The following is a 19,911-nucleotide window of genomic DNA, read 5'->3' as shown; positions in this document are numbered from 1 at the left end:
CATGGCGGATGTTTGGGTCTCGCGATGCGGGATGGTGTGCCGGGTGTTGAACGCCTGCGAGCCCGTTGCCGCCTGCGGCGGGAGCGCCCTTCGGGCGCGTCCTCAATCGCCGGACGGGCTGAAATTGCGCACCCCGGGGGTCTGGGGGCGGAGCCCCCAGTTTCGGGAAGGGGCGGGGCTGGGGAAAAGAAACCGCGGCGGGTCAGCCGTGCGCCCCCGGCCAGGGGCCCGGGTCGTCGGCGACCGGCTCGTCGGCCACCGTCGTGTCGAACAAGCGGAACCCCCGCCGCTCGTAGTTGGCCATCGCATGAGGCCCGTCCAAAGAGCACGTGTGCACCCACACCCGCTTCGTACGCGCCACCCCCGGCCACCGCTCGGCGAGATCCCACGCCCGCGCCGTCCCGTACGAGAGCAGGTGCCCGCCGATGCGGCGGCCCCGGAACGCCGGGAGCAGGCCGAAGTAGCTGATCTCCACCACGCCGTCGTCCTGTGCGTCCAGCTCGATGTAGCCGGCCGGGGTCCCGTGGTCGTACGCCACCCATGTCTCGACCCCGGGCCGCTCCAGGAACGCCCGCCACCGCTCGTACGTCCAGCCCAGCCGGTCGGTCCAGGTGTTGTCCCCGCCCACGGCGGTGTAGAGGAAGCGGCTGAACTCCGGCGAGGGCACTTCGGCCCGGGTGATCCGGACCCCGGCGGACGCGTCGGGTGCGGGCGTGGACACGAGATCGTCCGGCGCGGTCTGCTCCAGGGACCAGGTGGTCACGGCGAGGGTGCGATGGCTCATGCCGCTCACCCCATCACACGCCCGCCGTCAGCGCGGCGGCGCCTGCCCGCGCGCGGCGAGGACGGCCGGTGCCGTCGACCCCGGCAGCAGCTCGCCCGGGTGCCCCGGCGACAGCAGCCGCACGTCGACGCCGTCCGCGAACCGGTACGGGCGGTGCCCCAGCACCCCGCCCAGCGTGCGCCGCATCCGCGACATCTCCGCCCGTACGGTCACCGTGCGCGTCGGGTCGCCGAACAGGTCCGCCGCCAGCTCCGCGGCCGTCCGCCCCGCCGGGTACAGCGCCAGGACGTACAACAGCTCCGCGTGGCGCGGGCTCAGCTCCTGCGACCACTGGCCCGCCGCGCCCGAGACCGTCACCGTCCAGTCGCGGGCGCGCCGCAGGTCGAGCACCACGCGGTTCGGCTGAGCGTCCGGGTGAGGGGTCTCCGCCACCCGCACCAGCCAGCCGTCCGGCAGCGGTTCGAGGGAGCACAGCCCGAGCGACGGCAGCCACACCAGCCCCGGCTGCACGGACTTGGGCAGCGCCACCCGGCCCACCGGCACCGCCCCGGTCACCGCCGCCGTCCAGCCCTCCCGGTCGATGGCCAGCGCCCGCCCGCCGAGGCGCGAGAGCATCGGAGCAGCCACCGAACGCAGCCGCTCCACGGACTCCCAGTGCCGGGCGCGCAGTTCCCCCTCGGCGACCTTGGCGACGGCGGTCACCAGCGGAAGCGTCGCCGGGTTGAAGGCGGGTGCCGGACCGCTGACGTTCACGACGCCCAGCAGCCGCCCGTCGCGCGGGTCGTGCAGCGGAGCCGCCGCGCACGTCCAGGCGTGGTGGGTCCGTACGAAGTGCTCCGCGGAGTGCACCTGCACCGGCCGGCGCTCCACCAGCGCCGTGCCGATGCCGTTGGTGCCCACCCGCTCCTCGGTCCACGCGGCGCCCACCGCGAACTCCAGCCGGTCGGCGCTGCGGAGCGTCCCCCGGCTCCCCTCGCGCCACAGCACCCGGCCCTCGCCGTCCGTGACGACCAGCAGCTGCCGCTCCACGTCCACGAACGTGCCCAGCCCCTCGCGGAGCTGCGGCAGCAACCCGCCCAACTGCGAGGTGTGCCGCCGGTGCTCGACCTCCTCCACCGGCAGCGGGGGAGGGACCGCGGCGCCGTGGTCCGGATCGAGGCCGTGGAGCCGCACCCGGCGCCAGGAGTCCCCGATCACCGGCCGGGGCGGAGCGGGAGATTCGCCGTCGCCGAGGCATGCCTCGCGGACGGCCGGCAGCAGACGCGCATCGATGGTTCCGCGGTTCACGTTGCCATGGTGCCGCCGCGGGGGCCCGCATGTCGGGGCATCCGCAGGATTGCAACTCCATGCAACCGTTGCGGTCCGGCAGCGCGCGGGCGGAAGCTTGCGACGAGCGGCCGGAGGGTGGTGCCGAGTCGGCGCAGCATCACCCTCCGCCCGGGCCTCCCACCGCCGCCGCGCCTCTCGGGGGCGCCGCCCGGCCACGGTGCGAACCAACCTGGCCAGGGCCGATACGGTTAGAGGGTGCAGGCAGCAAACGAACGATCGGGTCGGCGGGACGGCCGACTCCACAGGGCCAGGGTCCTGTACCGAAATGTCTCGAAACGCAGGATGGCGTGGCTGCTCCTCAAGGACACCGTCAACTCCTGTGTCGAATACCGCGTCACCGGACTGGCCGCCGAGGCGGCCTTCTTCAGTCTGCTGTCCCTGCCACCGCTGCTGCTCGGACTCCTCGGTCTGCTCGGCTATCTCGACGACTGGACCGGCACCAACACCATCGGTTCCATCCAGGAGAACATCCTCAAGGCGTCGGCGACCGTCCTCAGCGACAAGGGCGTCACCGAGATCGCCAAGCCCCTGCTCCAGGACGTCACCAAGGGCCGCCCCGACGTCATCTCGCTCGGCTTCGCCATCGCCCTGTGGTCCGGCTCCCGGGCCGTGAACGTCTTCGTCGAGACGATCACCATCATGTACGGGCTGGAGGGCAAGCGCGGCATCGTCCGGACGCGGCTGCTGGCCTTCATCCTCTACGTGGTCGCCCTGCTCATCGGGGCGGTGGTCCTGCCGCTGATGGTGGCCGGTCCCGACGAGGTGGTGAACGTCGTGCCCTGGAGCGCGGACCTCGTCCGCTTCCTCTACTGGCCCGTCCTGATCCTGCTCTCCATCGCCTTCCTCACCACGCTCTACCACGTGTCCGTGCCGGTCCGTTCGCCCTGGCGGGAGGACATCCCGGGCGCGCTGGTCGCCCTCACCATGTGGGTGATCGGCAGCCTCCTGCTGCGCATCTACCTCACCCACACCGTGGAGGGCCTCACCATCTACGGGTCGCTCGCCGCGCCCGTGGCCGTCCTGCTGTGGATCGGCGTCTCGGCCTTCGCCGTCCTCGTCGGCGCCGCGGTGAACGCCGCGATAGACCGGGTCTGGCCGTCCGTCGCGACGGCCGGTGCCCGCGCGGAGGTCGACCGGCTGCGCGCGGCCGCGCTGGCCCGCGAGGCCGCGGAGCGTGCCGCCCGCGCGCTGGAGGCGGGGCTGGAGGAGGACCTCGACGACGAGGTGGAGGAAGGCGTCGTGGGCCAGGACCGGGAACCGCCGTCGGAATTCCCCGAGCGCTGGGCGCAGTTCCTGCCGCCGGAGGACGTACGCTCGCGCATCCAGCGCCCGGAACACCGCCCGAAACACGCCAAGCCGGACTCTCCGGGCAAACATGCCAGGCCGAACGGCGGCCATTAGCCCCGCTTTTGTCCCTCCGTCCCTCAAGGCTGCCCCTCAGGGCGGAAAACCAATGGCGGGCGTCGGCCCGCGGTGCATACGATCGCGTCGCACACAAGGTGCAGAAACAGGAGGTGAGGACCGATGACTGTCACGGCCACGGGCGCTGCCCGCACACGGAAGCAGGTATTGATCAACTCCCTCCTGAAGGACCATCACCTTGTCCGAGCTCACCGCTCCGCACCCCCTCACCCGCTACGGCTGGGACGAAGGGTTCGCTGAAAGCTTCGCCCCCCACGCCGCCGAAGGCCTGACCCCCGGCCGGATCGTCCGCGTCGACCGCGGTCGCTGCGACCTCGTCGTCCCCGACGGCGACGGCGTACGGACCGTGCAGGCCGACACCGCGCTCGTCACCACGGGCGACCCGCTGCGCATCATGTGCACCGGCGACTGGGCGGCCGTCGACCTCGCCCGGGGGTTCGTACGGGCGCTGCTGCCGCGCCGTACCGCCTTCGTCCGCTCCACCTCCTCCCAGCGGTCCGAGGGGCAGATCCTCGCCGCCAACGTCGATCACGCCGTGATCGCCTCCTCCCTGGCCGTCGAGCTGGACCTCGGGCGGATCGAGCGGTTCCTGACCCTCGCCTGGGAGAGCGGGGCCGCGCCCGTGGTCGTCCTCACCAAGGCCGACCTCGTCACCGACCCCGTCGTCCTCGGCCATCTCCTCGACGACACCGCGACCGTCTCGCCGGGCGCGCAAGTGCTGGCGGTGAGCGCGGCGACGGGCGAGGGCGTCGACGTACTCGCCGCGGCGCTCGCCGGCGGCACGTCCGTGCTCCTGGGACAGTCCGGCGCCGGGAAGTCCACGCTCGCCAACGCCCTGGTCGGCGAGGACGTCCAGGACGTCCACGCCACACGCGACAGCGACGGCAAGGGCCGCCACACCACCACCACGCGCAACCTGCTGCCGCTGCCGGGCGGGGGCGTCCTCATCGACACCCCGGGCCTGCGCGGCGTGGGGCTGTACGACGCGGACAGCGGGGTCGCGCAGACCTTCTCCGAGATCGAGGCCCTCGCCGCGCGCTGCCGCTTCCACGACTGCGGCCACCAGGGCGAACCGGGGTGCGCGGTCCTTGAGGCGGTGACCTCCGGCGAACTGCCGCAGCGCCGCCTCGACAGCTACCGCAAGCTGCTCCGCGAGAACGAGCGGATCGCCGCGCGAACGGATGCGAGGCTTCGGGCGGAGATGCGGCGCGAATGGAAGCGGAGGCAGGCCGAGGGCCGCGAGATGTCCGCCCGGAAACGGGGCCGCTGACCTGGGGCTCCGCCCCAGACCCTGAAGCACGCTTCGCGCGCTGTCCTCAATCGCCGGACGGGCTGGTTTTCCAGCCCGTCCGGCGATTGAGGACGCGGCCGCAGGCCGCTCCCGCCGCAGGCGGCAACGGAGGACAAGCGAGCCCGAAAACCTCGCGTCCGATTTCCGCCAGACCGCACCCAGCGGATGCCGCAGACTGGAACGCATGGACGACACCCCCACCCCCCTCGACGACTCCCGCTATCAAGCGGTGAGCAGTAGGGACGCCCGCTTCGACGGAGAGTTCTTCTTCGGTGTGGCGAGCACGGGGATCTACTGCCGGCCGAGCTGTCCCGCGGTGACCCCGAAGCGGGTCAATGTGAGTTTTCATCCGTCGGCGGCCGCCGCGCAGGGCGCCGGGTTCCGGGCCTGTCGCAGGTGCCGACCGGATGCCGTGCCCGGGTCCGCGGAGTGGAACGTACGGGCCGATCTCGTCGGCCGGGCGATGCGCCTGATCGGGGACGGGGTCGTGGACCGCGAGGGCGTCGGGGGCCTCGCGGACCGGCTGGGGTACAGCGCGCGGCAGGTCCACCGCCAGCTCACCGAGGAGCTGGGCGCGGGGCCGGTCGCCCTCGCGCGGGCCCAGCGCGCCCACACCGCGCGGATCCTGCTGACGACGACGTCGCTGCCGGTCACGGAGATCGCGTTCGCGGCGGGGTTCAAGAGCGTCCGGCAGTTCAACGACACCGTCCGGGAGATCTACGCCTGCACGCCGACCGCCCTGCGCGGCCGCGCGCCGGGCCACCGGGGCCGCCCCGCACCCACCGCGGCCGGCATACCGCTCCGGCTCGCCCACCGGGGCCCGTACGCCGCGCGGGAGATCTTCGACCACCTCCAGCGCGGCGCCGTCCCCGGCGTCGAGGAGACGCGCGGCGCCCCCGGTGCCCGCCGCTACCGCCGCACCCTGCGGCTGCCGTACGGCACCGCCGTCGCCGAGGTCCGCGAACCCGCACCGGCGCACCGCGGCCACTGGCTCGACTGCCGGCTGCACCTGTCCGACCCGCGCGACCTGTCCACCGCCGTCCAGCGGATGCGCCGCCTCTTCGACCTCGACGCCGACCCGTACGCCGTCGCCGACCGCCTCCGCGCCGACCCCCTGCTGCGGCCGCTCGTCGACGCCCGGCCGGGCCTGCGCTCGCCCGGAGCGGCCGACGGCGACGAGCTCGCCGTGCGCGCCGTGCTGGCCCGGGGGAGGAGCGCGGAAGCCGCGGCCGAGCTCGCGGGCGGGCTCGTGACCGCGTACGGCAAGCCTCTCGCCGCACCGGACGGCGCCCTCACCCACGTCTTCCCCGACGCCGACACCCTCGCCGGCGCCGCCCTCGACGACATCCCCGCCGCGCCCCGCCGCACGCTGCGCGCGCTCACCACCGCCCTCGCGGACGGCACGGTCCACCTCGACCCGGGCGCGGACCGCGACAGCGCCGAACGCGCCCTGCTCGCCCTGCCCGGCATCGACGCCCGGACCGCCGGTCACATCCGGATGCGGGCGCTCGCCGACCCCGACGTCTTCCCGGCGGAAGAGACCGGCATACCCGCCGAGGACACCGCCGCCTGGCGCCCCTGGCGCTCGTACGCCCTGCACCACCTCCGGCTCCGCACCGCCGAGCCCCGCACCGACGCACCGAAGGACGCCTGACCATGCTCTACACCGAGATCGACAGCCCCCTCGGCCCGCTGCTGCTCACCGGCAGGCCCTCCGCGACCGCGCCCGGCGGCACCGCCCTCGTGTCGCTGTCCGTACCGGGACAGCGCAACGGCGCCACCGTGCAGCCGGACTGGCAGCGCGACCCCGGCGCCTTCGCGGAGGCCGGACGGCAGCTCGCGGCCTACTTCGCGGGGGAGGCCAAGGAATTCGACCTCGAATTCGCCGTACAGGGAACGGAGTTCCGGCAGCGGGTCTGGGACGCGCTCGACACTGTCCCGTACGGCTCCACCACCACATACGGCGAACTGGCCGCCCGCATCGGCGCCCCGCGCGCCGCCGTCCGCGCCGTGGGCGGCGCGATCGGCGCCAACCCGCTGCTGGTGCTGCGCCCCTGCCACCGGGTGATCGGCGCGGACGGCTCGCTCACCGGGTACGCGGGCGGGCTGGAGCGCAAGCGGCTGCTGCTCGGTCTTGAGACACCACGCGCTTGACCACCCTGGTCAACCGGACTGGACGCGCTGTCAATCGGCGGCGCGGGAGATCACCCTCGCAGCACCGATCCGATCCACGCCCCCACGACCAGCAGACAGGCGAACAGTTCGACCAGGACGCTCGTCCCGAGCGCCCGCATCACATTCCGCGTCGACGCCCACGCCTCGCCGTGCCCGCCGAGTCGCTGCCGCTCCACCCCGTAGATCCCGGCGACGAAGCCCAGGGCCGCGCCCAGCAGCGGCACGAGGAAGAACCCGGCGATCCCGGCCGAACCGGCCACCAGGAAGGCGCGGCGGGTGATGCCGGCGCCTCTCAGCCGACGGGGCGGCAGCAGCCAGATCACGGCCTGGTTCAGCAGCAGCACCCCCGTGGCACCGGCCAGGACGGCCCAGGCCAGGGCGGTCCGCGCGGTCATCGACCACCACAGCACTCCGGCCCAGACGATCGGCGGCCCCGGCACCCCCGGGGTCACCACGCCGAGCAGGCCGAGCAGCATCACCAGACCGACCAGGACCAGCTGCCACGTCCCCATGGACCAAGGTTGCCGGAAGGCGCGCGGCACCGCTTCCGGACGATTGTGGCCAGCGTGGCCGGTAATCCCCCACCGGCGGCGCCGGGCGGTCCACGAGCGGCACGGCGCGTGTCAGCGCCGTGCCGTCCAGCCTTGCTCGGCGGCGTGCCAGCCGAGCTGGAGCCGGGTGGTGACCCCGGCCAGCTCCATCATCCGCTTGACCCGCCGCTGCACCGTGCGCAGCCCCAGCCCGAGCTGCTTGGCGACGCTGGCGTCCGTCAGGCCGGCGAGCAGCAGGGAGAGCACCTCCAGATCGACGGCGTCCGGCCCCGCTCCCGGGGTCTCGTACAGGGCGCCGTCCACGCCTGTCCGCAGGGGAAGCGCCTGGTGCCACACGTCCTCGAAGAGGTCTGCCAGCGAGGTGAGCAGTGCGCCGGGGCGGACGACCAGGGCGGCCGGGGCGGCGGGCGCGGCGGCGTGCGGGGACAGCGGCACCAGCGCGACCGCGCGGTCGGCGACGACGAACTCCGCGGGCACCCGGCAGACGGCCCGGACCCGCGCGGCGGGCCCGCCGTGGCCGGCCCCCGGCGCGAGAACGACGGCGCGCGCCGGTGCACTGCGGTCGACAACTACGCGCTGGGGCACGCCGTTGACCGCGTCACCCGCGATGGGCCACGATCTGTCCGCCATCAGTGTGCAGATCTCGCGGGTGGCGGCGAGCCGCAGTCGCAACAGACGTTCGGCAATGGCGTGGGAACCGGTCACCAGTTCCACCGCACTGTTCCCGGCGGACCGTTGCGTCGGCTGCCCGCACCGCCCTGTCTCCCGGACGGCGTCCAGACCTATGGCACTGAGCAAGCGACATCCCTCCCCACAACCGCGTTTCGACTGCGGCCATCATCCCTGTGGGCGGTTCCTTCGTGCACTCTTCCCGTATGCCCCGAGGTGTGGACAATAAGGGCATGAGTCAGCAGGGGGATCAACGCTCCGGCCAAGAGGACGCCTGGTGGGGCGAGTTGTACGACAAGAATCAACCCGACACCGGCTCCGCCGCCGCGGACGACAGCCTCGACGAACGCTTCACCTCCGTCGCCTCGGTCGTGAGAGCGACCGGCGCCGTGCCCGAGGCGGAGCCCGCCGGACGGGCGGCGCGAGCGGCGCGGGACCTCGGCGGCGCCGAACCACCCGGCCGGTCGGCTCCCCCCTCGGGAGGGCTCCCCTCGCTGTCCCTGGGCTACGGAGCACCGCACACCCGGGGCCTGCCCGGCCCGCCCGAACTCCAGCCGCCACCCGACCTCGTGGGCCCGCCCCCGCTCCCCTTGCCGGACCGCGCGCAGCGGATCACCAGGGACGTGCCCCCGCCCGATACCAGGGGGCAGGTCCCACCGCCCCGCGCCCCCGCCCCGCCGCCCAGGCTCCCCGAGCCCGCGGACCCCAGCGGCCCGACCGAGAAGCCGGTGAAGCTCCCGGAGTCCCTGCGGCCCGCCAACGTCGCCCGGCCCGCGAGCGCGCCGAGGCCCGTGAACGTACGGCGGCCCTCGCCCCGGCCCATGAACACCCCGCGGCCCAGGACACCGCTCCGCAAACCGGAGCAGTCCGTGCCGCCGCCGCGCGAGGCGCTTCCCTCCGCGGAGGCCCCCCGCCAGGAGGAGCCGCTCGAACCCCTCCCCGTACGGGACGCGCTCCCGTCCCCCGGCCTGCCGCAGCCGGACGAGCCGCTCCCGCCGCCGGAACCGGAGCCCCGGGAGCTGTGGGAGGGGCCCCTTCCACCCCGGCCCCCGCAGTCGCGGGAGCCCCTGTGGTCCCCGAAGTCCCGCGAGAACTCCCCGTCCCCGGCGAGCCCCCAGGGCGCCGATCGGCCGCCGGAGCAGGACCCGGCCCCGGAGACCGGGCGGCACGGGGATCCGCCCCCGGACGCCGAGCGGCCGGCGGAGCCGCCGTCCGCACCCCCGGAGCGCCGGGCGACCCTTCCGGCGCCGCGCAGCGAACGGCCGCGTGACGCGCAGCCGCGCGGGACGGCATCCCCGCGGAAGCCGCTGCCGTCCCGGTCCAACGAGACGCCGCCCGCGTCACGTCGCCCGCGCGACCCCGAGCCCCCCTCCGACCCCCGCCGGTCGCGCGGATCCTTCCCGTCCAACGGATCACGCCCGTCCCGCGACGCCCTCCCGTCCTCCGACTCCCGTCCGCCCCGCGACGTCCTCTTCCCCTCCGCCCCCCGGCAGCCGCACGACCCCCTCGCGCCCCCCGACCCCCGGCAGTCCGGCGACCCCTTGTCCTCCGGTCCCCGCCGGCCGCGCGAACCCCTCTCGCCCGCCAAGTCGCCCCAGCCCCGCGACACCCCGCAGCCCCCGCAGACCATGCAGCCCTGGGAGACCCTCTTCTCCCCCCAGCCCACGCCTCCCGAGGAGCGGGCGCCCCGGCTGCCGCTGGTCCCCCGGCAGGGGCGGAAACCGGCCCGCGCCGCCGAGTTCGTGGGGGAGCGCCCGCCCACGTACGACGCCGAGCCGACCGCCTGGCCCGCCGGTGACCCCCGGGAGCTGGCGGAGGCCGTGCCGGACACCGTGCTGGACGGCGCGTGCTACGGCGCGGTGACCCTGCGCGCGACCTCGCTGCGCGGCGACTCGGCGCGCTATCGCGGCGAGCCGCGCCGCGACGCCCTGCTGACGACCCGGTTCGGCGACGGTGACGGCGCGCTGCTGTTCGTCGCGATGGCCAGTGGGACCCGCGCGGCCGGTGAGGCGCACCGCGCGGCCCGGGACATCTGCGCCTGGCTGGGCGGCGCCGTGGGGCGCAGCCACGCCCGGCTGGCCGACGACATCCGCGGCGGGCGCCGCGGCGAGCTGAGGTCCGGGCTGCACCGGCTCACCGACCGCAGCTACGGACGGCTGCGCGCCCGCGCCGCCGAACTCGGCCTGCGCCCCGAGGAGTACACCGCCGCCGTGCGCTGCCTGCTGCTGACCGCCGACCCCGCGTGCCGTACGCGCGTCTTCTTCGGCGTCGGCACCGGCGGCCTCTTCCGGCTCCGGGAGGGCGCCTGGCAGGACCTCGACCCGGATCCCGCGGAGCTCTGCCCGGGCCTCGAACCCGCCGTGGGCCAGGGCACGACGCCCGACGAGCGGATGACCATCGACCTGGGCATCACCACGCCGGGCATCGCCCCGGCCGTCGAACCGGCCGAGGTGCCGGGCGAGCCGTTCCGCTTCCGGGCGTCCGTCGCCCGGCCGGGGGACAGCCTGCTGCTGTGCAGCACGGGCCTGGCCGAGCCGCTGCGCGGCGAGCCCGAGCTGGGCAAGGAGCTCGCCCGCCGCTGGTCCGGGGGCGAGCCGCCGGGCCTGGCGGCCTTCCTCGGGGACGCCCAGCTGCGCGTGACGGGGTACGCCGACGACCGGACCGCGTGCGCCCTCTGGGAGGCATAGTCATGTGTTCCGTGGGTTCATAGGGGAAGGAGCGGGCCGAGACCGATCCGGAGGAGGCCCGATGGCGAAGCAGACGGTGGCGGAGCAGTTCGTGGACACCCTGGTGCGTTCCGGGGTGCGGCGGCTCTACGGAGTGGTCGGCGACAGCCTGAACCCGGTGGTGGACGCGATCCGGCGGACCGCCGCCATCGACTGGGTGCAGGTCCGCCACGAGGAGACCGCCGCCTTCGCGGCCGGCGCCGAGGCCCAGCTCACCGGCCGGCTGGCCGCCTGCGCGGGCTCCTGCGGCCCCGGCAATCTGCATCTGATCAACGGCCTCTACGACGCCCACCGTTCCATGGCCCCGGTGCTGGCCCTCGCCTCGCACATCCCCAGCAGCGAGATCGGCACCGGCTACTTCCAGGAGACCCATCCGGACCGGCTCTTCCGGGAGTGCAGCCACTACAGCGAGCTGATCTCCAGCCCCCGGCAGCTGCCCCGGGTGCTGCGCACGGCCGTCCAGCACGCGATCGGGCTGGGCGGCGTCAGCGTCGTCTCCCTGCCGGGCGACATCGCCGCGCAGCAGGCCCCCGAGCGCGCGACGGACCACGCCCCGCTGCCCGCCCGCCCGTCCGTACGGCCCGGGGACGCGGAGGTCGACGCGCTGGCCCGGATGATCGACGAGGCGGGGAAGGTCACCCTCTTCTGCGGCAGTGGCACCGCGGGCGCGCACGACGAGGTGATGGCCTTCGCGGAGCGGGTGAAGTCGCCGGTCGGGCACGCCCTGCGGGGCAAGGAGTGGATCCAGTACGACAACCCCTACGACGTGGGCATGAGCGGGCTCCTCGGCTACGGCGCCGCCTACGAGGCCACCCACGAGTGCGACCTGCTGATCCTGCTGGGCACCGACTTCCCGTACAACGCCTTCCTGCCGGACGACGTGCGGACCGTGCAGGTGGACGTGCGGCCCGAGCGCCTCGGCCGCCGCTCCCGGCTCGACCTCGCGGTGTGGGGCGACGTGCGCGAGACCCTGCGCTGCCTCACCCCGAAGGTGCGGGCGAAGAGCGACCGCGCCTTCCTCGACCGGATGCTCAGGAAACACGCCGACGCCCTGGAGGGGGTCGTCAAGGCGTATACGCGCAAGGTCGAGAAGCACACCCCGATCCACCCCGAGTACGTCGCCTCCGTCCTGGACGAGGAGGCCGCCGACGACGCCGTCTTCACCGTCGACACGGGCATGAACAACGTCTGGGCGGCCCGCTATCTCACACCCAACGGCCGCCGCCGGGTCATCGGTTCCTTCACCCACGGCTCGATGGCGAACGCGCTGCCGCAGGCGATCGGGGCGCAGTTCCTCGACCTCGGCCGCCAGGTCGTGGCGATGGCGGGCGACGGCGGATTCTCGATGCTGATGGGCGATTTCCTCACGCTCGTGCAGTACGACCTGCCGGTGAAGGTCGTCCTGTTCAACAACTCCTCGCTCGGCATGGTCGAGCTGGAGATGATGGTGAGCGGGCTGCCCTCGTACGGGACGACGAACCGCAACCCCGACTTCGCGGCCATCGCCCGGGCGGCGGGCGCCCACGGCGTGCGGGTGGAGAAGCCCAGGCAGGTGCGCGACGCGCTGCGGGACGCCTTCCGGCACAAGGGGCCCGCACTGGTGGACATCGTCACCGACCCCAACGCCCTGTCGATCCCCCCGAAGATCAGCGCGGAGATGGTCGGCGGATTCGCGCTCTCGGCGGGAAAAATTGTGCTCGACGGCGGCGTCGGCCGCATGCTCCAGATGGCGCGCGCCAACCTCCGCAACGTACCGCGCCCCTGACCACGGAATGCCGCACGGGAAACGTTAATCCGCTACAGGCCGACGGCATATTCGCGCGCAGCACAAGACGCCTCAGCATTCCAGTCATATCACCATGTTGATGGCTCAACAGGAGTCGTCACCAGTGGGCCGGGGCATGCATTGTCATGAGTGTGCGTGAGCGTGTTCGATGCCGGGGCGCCGGGGAGGGGTCGGGGACAGGGAAGGATGAAACGGCGGACTGCAAGCTTGGCGGGCGCGGACGGCCACGCGGGCCGGGGAGGGGCCGCGGAGGGCATGGCGGCGAGCGGGGCGGGGAACGGGCGGCCGGAGCGGGGGGACGCGCGGGCGCCCTCGGTGCCGCGTTTCGAAAGACGGCTCGGGCGCCGGGACCTCACCGCGGTCGGTGAGGTGCGGGCACAGCTGCGCGCACTGCTGGCGCACTGGGGCGCACCGGGGCGCGCGGACACGGCCGAGCTGCTGACGAGCGAGCTGGTCACCAACGCACTGGTGCACACCGACGGGGCGGCGGTGGTGACGGCCGCGCTCACCGGTGACGCGGAGGCCCGGTCCAAGGGCCGACTGCGGGTCGAGGTGCGGGACTTCGCCGTGCGGCACCCGGCCCTGCGCGTCCCCGGGGCGCGCACCGACGGCGAGGCGGGCGACGGCCGGGAGCACGACATCGAGAAGACCGCGACCTCGGGGCGCGGCCTGCTGCTCGTGCACTCCCTCGCCGACAGCTGGGGCGTGCGCCCGCACGGCGTGGGAAAGGCGGTCTGGTTCGAGCTGGACGCCCAAGAGCCCTGAACCGCCGCGTGGCGACCCAGGGCTCTTGGGGGATCAGCCGAACTGTCGCTCGATCTGGGCGAGTTTGGCCTCCAGTGAGTCGAGTCGTGGAATGGCCTGGGTGTCGTCCTCGGCGGTGAGGTCGATCGGATCAGGGCCGCTCACCGCCTGGAGCGGACGCGCGCGTACGGGGAGCTGCCCCTCGGCCGCTATGGAAGGCTCCGCGCCGAGTTGCGGCGGCTGCGCGGCGGCGGGCACGGCGGGCCCGGTCACCTCCACCTGGCGTCCGGTGCGGGCGCGGCCCCAGACCCGGTGCTGGCGGTTGTAGGCCTTGATGCGGGCCCGCTCCAGCTTGCCCGCCTCGCGCCGCCTGACCCGGTCCCGCTCCATCTGCCGCTTGTCCTCCCGGACCTCCTCGACCGCCTCGTCCAGCGTCCGCACGCCCTCCAGGAGCATCAGCGACCAGGCGCCGAAGGTCTCGCGGGGGGCGCGCAGCCACCGGACTATGCGGATCTGGGGGAGTGGGCGGGGCACGAGTCCCTGCTCGCGGAGCGCGGCCCGGCGGGTCTGCTTGAGCGCGCGGTCGAAAAGCACCGCGGCCGAGAGGGACATGCCGGCGAAGAACTGCGGCGCCCCCGCGTGGTCCATCCCCCGTGGCGCGTGCACCCAGTTGAACCAGGCCGCCGCGCCCGCGAAGGTCCACACCAGCAGCCGGGAGCCGAGCGCCGCGTCACCGTGGCTCGCCTCGCGCACGGCGAGCACCGAGCAGAACATGGCGGCACCGTCGAGACCGAAGGGCACCAGATACTCCCAGCCGCCCGTCAGGCCCAGGTTCTGCACACCGAAGCCCACCAGCCCGTGGAAGGAGAGGGCGGCGGCCACGGCGGCACAGCAGAAGAGCAGTACGTACGAGGCGCTGCCGTAGATGGCCTCCTTGCGGCGCCTGCGCTCCTCGGTGCGCTCCCAGGAGTCCGTGGGAGCCCCCGTGTCGTCCGCGCCGCCGTTCCGGCCACCGCGTGCGAGCACCGTCACCGCCACCACGGCCCCGGCGAGCGCCACAACACTGGGGAGCATCCAATTCAGCGGTATATCGGTCACTCTCATCTTGCGTCCCTTGCATAGCTGTACGGCCTTTCGCGCGCCATCCTGACGGAATCGGACCGTTCGCCAAAGGGTTTCCGAGCAACTGCCGTCCAATGGACGCCGAGGGCATACAGATAGGTGTGGGAGTATTCGAACGCCGCCCAGCGAAAAGGGAATTGCGTTCGCTTCACTCCACCCGATCGAGTGGTGTGAAGGTAATCAGCTTGTGGTCATACGTGCTACTCGTACGTCATCCCCGGTACGGGGGCAGGTGAGGCAGGTGTCATCGGGGCGCAATGTGTAGAAGAGGCAGCAGCTCGCCCGGTCGCGGGTCCGCAGGGATTCGCCCGCGGGTCCGGTCAGCGCACGGAAGGCCGCACCGCCCGCGTACGGAGGGGTCGACCCCGGCAGCAGCAGCTCCAACTCCCGCTCCGCGCGCCCCTCCTCGCCCAGCAGCCGGCTCATTCGCCACAGGCCCTCGGCGAGTTCGTCCGTCGCCATGCCCCACAGGGCGCGCGAGCCGCGCCGCATCCGCGGCCGGAAGGCGGCCAGCACCGGTGCGAGGTGTTCGGCCACCGCCTCGCGCACCCGGACCCGCAGCGCCTCCTCGTCCGCGACGACCAGGGCGCCCGCTCGCGCCGCCGCCGGGTCGCCGGCCAGGCAGGCGAACTCCGTGATCCGGGCCGTCATCCGGCCGCGGACCCGGTGGTAGGAGACGGCCTCGACGGGCAGCCGCACCACCCGGCGGCACAGGAACCAGGGGATCGTCACGAGCAGGCAGAGCGGCCAGGCGTAGCGGTGCAGCCCGAAGCTCGCGACGACGTCCGGGCGGGCCCGCTCCCCGTGGTCGCGCAGGATCTGTTCGTCGTCCCACGCGAGGAACGCGTCGAGCTCGTCGCCGCCCGCCGCGAGCCCCGCCGCCGTCACCCAGCCGTCCCCCTGCCGGGGCGGCTCCACGGTGACGGTCAGCCGGGGGAACACCTCGGCGAGCCGGGCGTACGCGTCGCCGACGGGACACTCCCGGGCGGGTGGCGGAGGGGGCACGTGCGAGAACGGGGCAGCCGGGGCGGAAGGCATGCGAGGACCACCGAATCGCGATCGTTTACAGGCAAGCCTTACCTTACCCGGATGGATCGGGGTTTGAACTGTCAGAACGGCCGCCTATGGTTCGGATGGACACAGGAGGACCCCAATGGAGCAGGGCAGATCCCACGGCGCGCCGCCGCGGCCCGGTACCGGCGTGCCCGGACGGGCCGTCGCGTCCGCCGCGCACACCGCGCCGACCGGCCACGTCCGGGGCGAACACGTCCACAGCCAGGAGGCGTACGGCGAGGACGCGTACGGCGCCCCGGCCGCCGTCCCCGCGCCGCGGCCCGCTCCCGCACGCCGCATGCCGCAGCGCTACTCCGTGCGCGGCCAGATCCTCGACGCCCTGCGCAGGGCCCTGCTGAGCGGCGAACTGATACCCGGCGAGGTCTACTCCGGGCCCGCGCTCGGTGAGCGCTTCGGTGTCTCCGCGACGCCCGTCAGGGAAGCGATGCAGCAGCTGGTCCTCGAAGGCGCCGTCGAGGTCGTCCCCAACCGGGGCTTCCGCGTCACCAGCCGCACCGCCCGTGACCTCGCCGAACTCGCCGAGGTCCGCGCGCTCCTGGAGGTCCCGTCCGTGCTCCGCCTGGCCCGCACCGTTCCGGCGGCGCGCTGGGCCGAGCTGCGGCCGCTCGCCGAGACGGCCGCAGCCGTGGCGGCGACCGGCGACCGGGCCCACTACGCCGAGGCCGACCGCGCCTTCCACCGCGCGCTCCTCGGCCTCTCCGGCAACCGCCAACTGGTCACGGTCGCCGAGGAGCTCCACCGTCGCGCGCAGTGGCCCACGGCCCACGGCCTCGCCGTCCGCACCTCCTGCCTCGTCGCGGACGCGGCCGAACACCTGGCCCTGCTCGACGCCTTGGGAGCGGGCGACCTGCCGAGGGTCGAGGCACTGGTGACCGGGCACTTCACGGGCGCGCGCTGAGCGAAGGGCCCAGCCCCGTACGGCCGCGGGCATCAGTCCGGTGCCGCCGTCGGGGACAGCCGGTCCGCGAGCCACGCCGGGACGCCGCCCAGGAGCCGCACGAGCCGGCCGGCCTCCTCGCGCAGGCGGGCCGCCTCGTCCGCGTCGGGCAGGACGGCCGCCAGCGATGCCAGCGCCGGGGCGATGCCGACCAGATAGCCCAGCTCTTCCCTTATGCGAAGCGACTCCGCGAACCCGTACCGGGCCTCGGCGAGCTTGCCGTCGTGCTCGGCCATGGCCGCCACGTGCCGCCAGGTGAAGGACAGCAGGAGCCGTTGACCGTGCGCGGTCGCCCCCGCGTGGGCGCGCTGGAAGGCGGCCGTGGCGTCGGAGGGGTTCTCGGAGAGGTGCTGGGCGATGAGCCCCCGCCGGAAGTTCAGCAACGGCCGCGTCGGCGATCCGGGAGCCAGCAGCGCGGCCGCCCGGCCCAGTGCGGAACGGGCCTCGTCCGACCGGTCCCGTACGCCCAAAAGGGTGGACGCGTAAGCGAGATGACCCCGCTCGCAGGCCGCCGCGCCCCGCTCCTCGTCGTCCGTGGCGAGCGCCTCCGCCGCCCGCAGCGCGTCCTCCGCGGCCCCCCAGCCCTGCGCCGTGAACACGCACCGCTCGATCAGCACCGCCGTCCGCCGCAGCGCCGCGTCGGGCTCCTGGGCGGCGCGCGGGGCGAGGAGCGCGGCGGCGTCGTCCCAGCAGGCGCGCGATCGCAGCCGCCATACGGCTCGTTCGAGAGGATCGTCCCCTTGCGGGTCCGGCCCCTGTGGTCCTCGTGGCTCCTCCGACAACCCAGAATTCCGCATGGCGGTATCCGCCACAGTGCCCTCCCCAAGCGCGCCGTCGAGCTGGAAGCCGTGACCCGAATCTCAGCACGAAGACCCGGACGCGGCCAAGGGTCAGGTGTGAAGCAATTCACAAAGGACGACCGACTTCCAGCGGTAGCGGAAGATTACCGGAGAGTGAACGGCCCTATGAGCGGCAGGGTGCTCATGTGGTGCAAGTGGCAGGTGCCGGGTTTGGTGCTCCCCGCCGTCCGGTCATGCTGCCCGCATCGACTGACCGGCCCCTCCCAGCGCGCGAAAAATGCCTCGAACCGGAGGGGGTCGGCTGGCAGGATGGCCGAGGCGCGCGCCACTGCGGGCGCGGAGAATCTCAAGAGCCTCAGGAGACACGGGAATGCGCCGAAGCCTCGGAAACCACCAGCGCCCTGACCGGACGACCGTTCCCGAGGACTTCTTCGCGTATGCACACCACCAGCAGCAGCACTTGGCGCACCCGGAACACCGGGAGTGACACCCGCCGCACCCTCAACATCGGCATCGTCGCCCACGTCGACGCCGGCAAGACCAGTCTCACCGAACGCCTCCTCTTCGACGCCGGCGCCATCGACCGGCTCGGCAGTGTCGACGAGGGCAGCACGCTGACCGACAGCGGCGAACTGGAGCGCCGCCGCGGCATCACCATCCGCACCGCCGTCGCCCCCTTCCGCGTCGGCGACCGCCGCGTCAACCTCATCGACACCCCCGGCCACGGCGACTTCATCGCCGAGGTGGAGCGGGCCCTCGGCGTGCTCGACGGCGCCGTGCTCGTCCTGTCCGCCGTCGAGGGGGTGCAGGCGCAGACGCGCGTCCTGATGAAGACCCTGCGGCGGCTGCGGCTGCCGACGCTGATCTTCGTCAACAAGACCGACCGCGCCGGGGCCCGTTACGCCGGGACGCTGGCCGACATCCGCCGCCGGCTGACGCCAGGCGTCGTACCGATGGGCACGGTTCGTGACATCGGCACGCCCGGCGCCCGCGCGGTCCCGGGCTCCTTCGCCGACCCGGCCTTCCGCGACACGGTGGCCGAGGCCCTGGCCGAGGCCGACGAAGCGCTGCTCGCCCGGCTCGTCGACGGTGCGCCGCCCGCCGCCGGGGAACTGCGGGCCCTGCTCGCCGACCGCACCGCGCGCGGCCTGGTCCACCCCGTGTACTTCGGCTCGGCGCTGTCCGGGGACGGTATCGCCGCACTCGTCGACGGCATCGTCGGCCACCTGCCGGAGCGCCCGGCCGAGGGCGCCGGGCCCGTCGGCATGGTCTTCGCCGTGGAGCGGAGCGCGTCGGGCGAGAAGATCGCGTATCTGCGGTTGTTCTCAGGAGAAGTGACGGAACGTCAACATGTCGCGCTGCACCGGCGCGAGGCGGACGGAACCCGTGTCGAGCACTCCGGCAGGATCACCGGCCTCGACGTGATCGGCGCGGAGCCGGGCGAGCGGCGCCGGCTCACCGCGGGCGACATCGCCAAGGTCCGCGGCCTGCCGCGGGTCAGGGTGGGCGACCGGCTGGGGACCGCGGAGGACGGCGCGCGGCCCGAGCCCCACTTCGCGCCGCCGAGCCTGGAGACGGTCGTACGGCCCGCGCGCCCCGCCGACGCGGCCCGGCTGCACTCCGCGCTCACCGCCCTCGCCGACCAGGACCCGCTCATCGGCACCCGCGCCCTGCCCGCCGGAGGCGGTACGTCCGTCCTCCTCTACGGCGAGGTGCAGAAGGAGATCATCGCGGCGACGCTCGGCGAGGAGTTCGGCGTCGACGCGCGCTTCGAGCCGAGCAGCACGGTCCACCGGGAGCGGCCGGCCGGCAGCGGCGAGGCGTACGAGCAGATCGAGCGGCACGGCGGCCATGACTTCTGGGCGACGGTCGGCCTGCGCGTCGAACCCGGCCCACCGGGGTCGGGCACGGCCTTCCGCCGCGACACCGAACTCGGCGCCCTGCCGCTCGCCTTCGACCGCGCGATCGAGGAGACCGTCCACCGCACGCTCACCCAGGGCCTGCACGGCTGGCCGGTCACCGACTGCGTCGTCACCCTGACCCGGTCGGGGTTCGTGGGCCCGGTGAGCACGGCGGCGGACTTCCGCCAGGTGACTCCGCTGGTGCTGATGCGGGCGCTGGCGGAGGCGGGGACGGGGGTGTACGAGCCGTGCCATTCGTTTGAACTGGAGGTCCCTCTAGGGGTGTTGAGCGCGATCGGCGGTGCGCTGGCTTCGCTGGGCGCCGAACTCCACGACACGGCGGCCGAGCCGATGGTGTGCGTCTTCCGGGGCGTCATCCCGGCGCGGCAGGTGCCGGTTCTCGAACGGCGTCTGCCTGCGCTGGCTCATGGTGAGGCGGTGTGGTGGTCGACGCCGGGAGAAGACCGCCGGTGTGTGGGCTCGCTGCCGGTGCGGGCTCGCACGGACGGGAACCCGCTGAATCGGGCGGAGTATCTGAGGCATCTGGCGGGGGCTTGACGGGTGTCGCCTCCGGCGGGAGCGCCCTTCGGGCGCGTCCTC

Annotated in this window: 16 protein-coding genes; 9 read left to right on the top strand and 7 right to left on the bottom strand. The window is 73.9% G+C overall.

Annotation, left to right across the window (positions count from 1 at the left end; all coding sequences use genetic code 11):
• Positions 1-202: 202 nt before the first annotated feature.
• Together ABD269_RS26995 and ABD269_RS26990 are read right to left on the bottom strand one after the other, a co-directional pair.
• The gene (locus tag ABD269_RS26995) at positions 203-784 is read right to left on the bottom strand and encodes a GNAT family N-acetyltransferase (RefSeq protein WP_344121888.1); all 582 of its coding nucleotides are present in this window, start codon (positions 782-784) and stop codon (positions 203-205) included.
• Positions 785-811: 27 nt separating this feature from the next.
• Positions 812-2,071 carry a GAF domain-containing protein gene (locus ABD269_RS26990; protein ID WP_425572977.1) on the bottom strand — a complete coding sequence of 420 codons (1,260 nt, stop codon included), beginning with the start codon at positions 2,069-2,071 and terminating at the stop codon, positions 812-814.
• Between the two features lie 237 nt (positions 2,072-2,308).
• Here ABD269_RS26990 and ABD269_RS26985 point away from each other — a divergent pair, with 237 nt between their 5' ends.
• The 4 genes from ABD269_RS26985 to ABD269_RS26970 all read left to right on the top strand — a co-directional run bounded on the left by ABD269_RS26985 (position 2,309) and on the right by ABD269_RS26970 (position 6,980).
• Positions 2,309-3,514: a YihY/virulence factor BrkB family protein gene (locus ABD269_RS26985; protein WP_301891594.1), complete on the top strand. Its 1,206-nt coding sequence runs from the start codon at positions 2,309-2,311 to the stop codon at positions 3,512-3,514.
• Between the two features lie 199 nt (positions 3,515-3,713).
• Positions 3,714-4,805, top strand: a complete 1,092-nt coding sequence (gene rsgA / locus ABD269_RS26980) for a ribosome small subunit-dependent GTPase A (protein ID WP_344121887.1) — start codon at positions 3,714-3,716, stop codon at positions 4,803-4,805.
• Between the two features lie 205 nt (positions 4,806-5,010).
• On the top strand, positions 5,011-6,480 hold the full coding sequence (locus ABD269_RS26975; RefSeq protein ID WP_344121886.1) for an AlkA N-terminal domain-containing protein: 1,470 nt from the start codon (positions 5,011-5,013) through the stop codon (positions 6,478-6,480).
• Between the two features lie 2 nt (positions 6,481-6,482).
• Positions 6,483-6,980 carry a methylated-DNA--[protein]-cysteine S-methyltransferase gene (locus ABD269_RS26970; RefSeq protein ID WP_344121885.1) on the top strand — a complete coding sequence of 166 codons (498 nt, stop codon included), beginning with the start codon at positions 6,483-6,485 and terminating at the stop codon, positions 6,978-6,980.
• Between the two features lie 50 nt (positions 6,981-7,030).
• On the opposite strand, the gene ABD269_RS26965 is transcribed toward ABD269_RS26970, so the two are convergent.
• Positions 7,031-7,513, bottom strand: coding sequence for a DUF456 domain-containing protein (locus ABD269_RS26965; RefSeq protein ID WP_116214482.1), 483 nt, complete (start codon positions 7,511-7,513; stop codon positions 7,031-7,033).
• Between the two features lie 111 nt (positions 7,514-7,624).
• Positions 7,625-8,257, bottom strand: a complete 633-nt coding sequence (locus tag ABD269_RS26960; protein WP_344121882.1) for a helix-turn-helix transcriptional regulator — start codon at positions 8,255-8,257, stop codon at positions 7,625-7,627.
• 197 nt (positions 8,258-8,454) lie between these two features.
• Between ABD269_RS26960 and ABD269_RS26955 the strand changes: the two genes are divergently transcribed.
• The 3 genes from ABD269_RS26955 to ABD269_RS26945 all read left to right on the top strand — a co-directional run bounded on the left by ABD269_RS26955 (position 8,455) and on the right by ABD269_RS26945 (position 13,498).
• Positions 8,455-10,908, top strand: coding sequence for a protein phosphatase 2C domain-containing protein (locus ABD269_RS26955; protein WP_344121880.1), 2,454 nt, complete (start codon positions 8,455-8,457; stop codon positions 10,906-10,908).
• A gap of 61 nt (positions 10,909-10,969) precedes the next feature.
• Positions 10,970-12,712, top strand: coding sequence for a pyruvate dehydrogenase (locus tag ABD269_RS26950; RefSeq protein ID WP_301891587.1), 1,743 nt, complete (start codon positions 10,970-10,972; stop codon positions 12,710-12,712).
• Between the two features lie 336 nt (positions 12,713-13,048).
• Positions 13,049-13,498 (top strand): ATP-binding protein, encoded by a 450-nt coding sequence (locus ABD269_RS26945; protein WP_344121879.1) that lies wholly within the window; start codon positions 13,049-13,051, stop codon positions 13,496-13,498.
• 33 nt (positions 13,499-13,531) lie between these two features.
• Here the strand turns inward: ABD269_RS26945 and ABD269_RS26940 are convergent, their stop codons facing one another.
• Together ABD269_RS26940 and ABD269_RS26935 are read right to left on the bottom strand one after the other, a co-directional pair.
• A complete protein-coding gene (locus ABD269_RS26940; RefSeq protein ID WP_301891585.1) occupies positions 13,532-14,581 on the bottom strand; it encodes a DUF2637 domain-containing protein in 1,050 nt (349 codons plus the stop codon).
• A 198-nt stretch (positions 14,582-14,779) separates the two neighbouring features.
• On the bottom strand, positions 14,780-15,637 hold the full coding sequence (locus ABD269_RS26935) for a (2Fe-2S)-binding protein (RefSeq protein WP_344121877.1): 858 nt from the start codon (positions 15,635-15,637) through the stop codon (positions 14,780-14,782).
• Between the two features lie 115 nt (positions 15,638-15,752).
• Between ABD269_RS26935 and ABD269_RS26930 the strand changes: the two genes are divergently transcribed.
• Positions 15,753-16,571 carry a GntR family transcriptional regulator gene (locus ABD269_RS26930; protein ID WP_344121875.1) on the top strand — a complete coding sequence of 273 codons (819 nt, stop codon included), beginning with the start codon at positions 15,753-15,755 and terminating at the stop codon, positions 16,569-16,571.
• Positions 16,572-16,603: 32 nt separating this feature from the next.
• On the opposite strand, the gene ABD269_RS26925 is transcribed toward ABD269_RS26930, so the two are convergent.
• Positions 16,604-17,407, bottom strand: a complete 804-nt coding sequence (locus ABD269_RS26925; RefSeq protein WP_344121873.1) for a hypothetical protein — start codon at positions 17,405-17,407, stop codon at positions 16,604-16,606.
• Between the two features lie 440 nt (positions 17,408-17,847).
• Here ABD269_RS26925 and otr(A) point away from each other — a divergent pair, with 440 nt between their 5' ends.
• On the top strand, positions 17,848-19,869 hold the full coding sequence (otr(A), locus tag ABD269_RS26920; RefSeq protein ID WP_344121871.1) for a tetracycline resistance ribosomal protection protein Otr(A): 2,022 nt from the start codon (positions 17,848-17,850) through the stop codon (positions 19,867-19,869).
• Positions 19,870-19,911: the final 42 nt, after the last annotated feature.

This window comes from Streptomyces blastmyceticus (assembly GCF_039521185.1).
Taxonomy (GTDB): Bacteria; Actinomycetota; Actinomycetes; order Streptomycetales; family Streptomycetaceae; genus Streptomyces; species Streptomyces blastmyceticus.
This window is presented reverse-complemented; position numbering and strand designations above follow the sequence as displayed.

What these genes read in the sequence shown, in the direction of transcription:
- ABD269_RS26930 (WP_344121875.1), top strand. Translation starts at nt 15,753, where the DNA reads ATGGAGCAGGGCAGATCCCACGGCGCGCCGCCGCGGCCCGGTACCGGC.
- ABD269_RS26925 (WP_344121873.1), bottom strand. Translation starts at nt 17,407, where the DNA reads ATGCGGAATTCTGGGTTGTCGGAGGAGCCACGAGGACCACAGGGGCCG.
- ABD269_RS26935 (WP_344121877.1), bottom strand. Translation starts at nt 15,637, where the DNA reads ATGCCTTCCGCCCCGGCTGCCCCGTTCTCGCACGTGCCCCCTCCGCCA.
- ABD269_RS26965 (WP_116214482.1), bottom strand. Translation starts at nt 7,513, where the DNA reads ATGGGGACGTGGCAGCTGGTCCTGGTCGGTCTGGTGATGCTGCTCGGC.
- ABD269_RS26955 (WP_344121880.1), top strand. Translation starts at nt 8,455, where the DNA reads ATGAGTCAGCAGGGGGATCAACGCTCCGGCCAAGAGGACGCCTGGTGG.
- ABD269_RS26970 (WP_344121885.1), top strand. Translation starts at nt 6,483, where the DNA reads ATGCTCTACACCGAGATCGACAGCCCCCTCGGCCCGCTGCTGCTCACC.
- ABD269_RS26975 (WP_344121886.1), top strand. Translation starts at nt 5,011, where the DNA reads ATGGACGACACCCCCACCCCCCTCGACGACTCCCGCTATCAAGCGGTG.
- ABD269_RS26995 (WP_344121888.1), bottom strand. Translation starts at nt 784, where the DNA reads ATGAGCCATCGCACCCTCGCCGTGACCACCTGGTCCCTGGAGCAGACC.
- ABD269_RS26940 (WP_301891585.1), bottom strand. Translation starts at nt 14,581, where the DNA reads ATGAGAGTGACCGATATACCGCTGAATTGGATGCTCCCCAGTGTTGTG.
- ABD269_RS26950 (WP_301891587.1), top strand. Translation starts at nt 10,970, where the DNA reads ATGGCGAAGCAGACGGTGGCGGAGCAGTTCGTGGACACCCTGGTGCGT.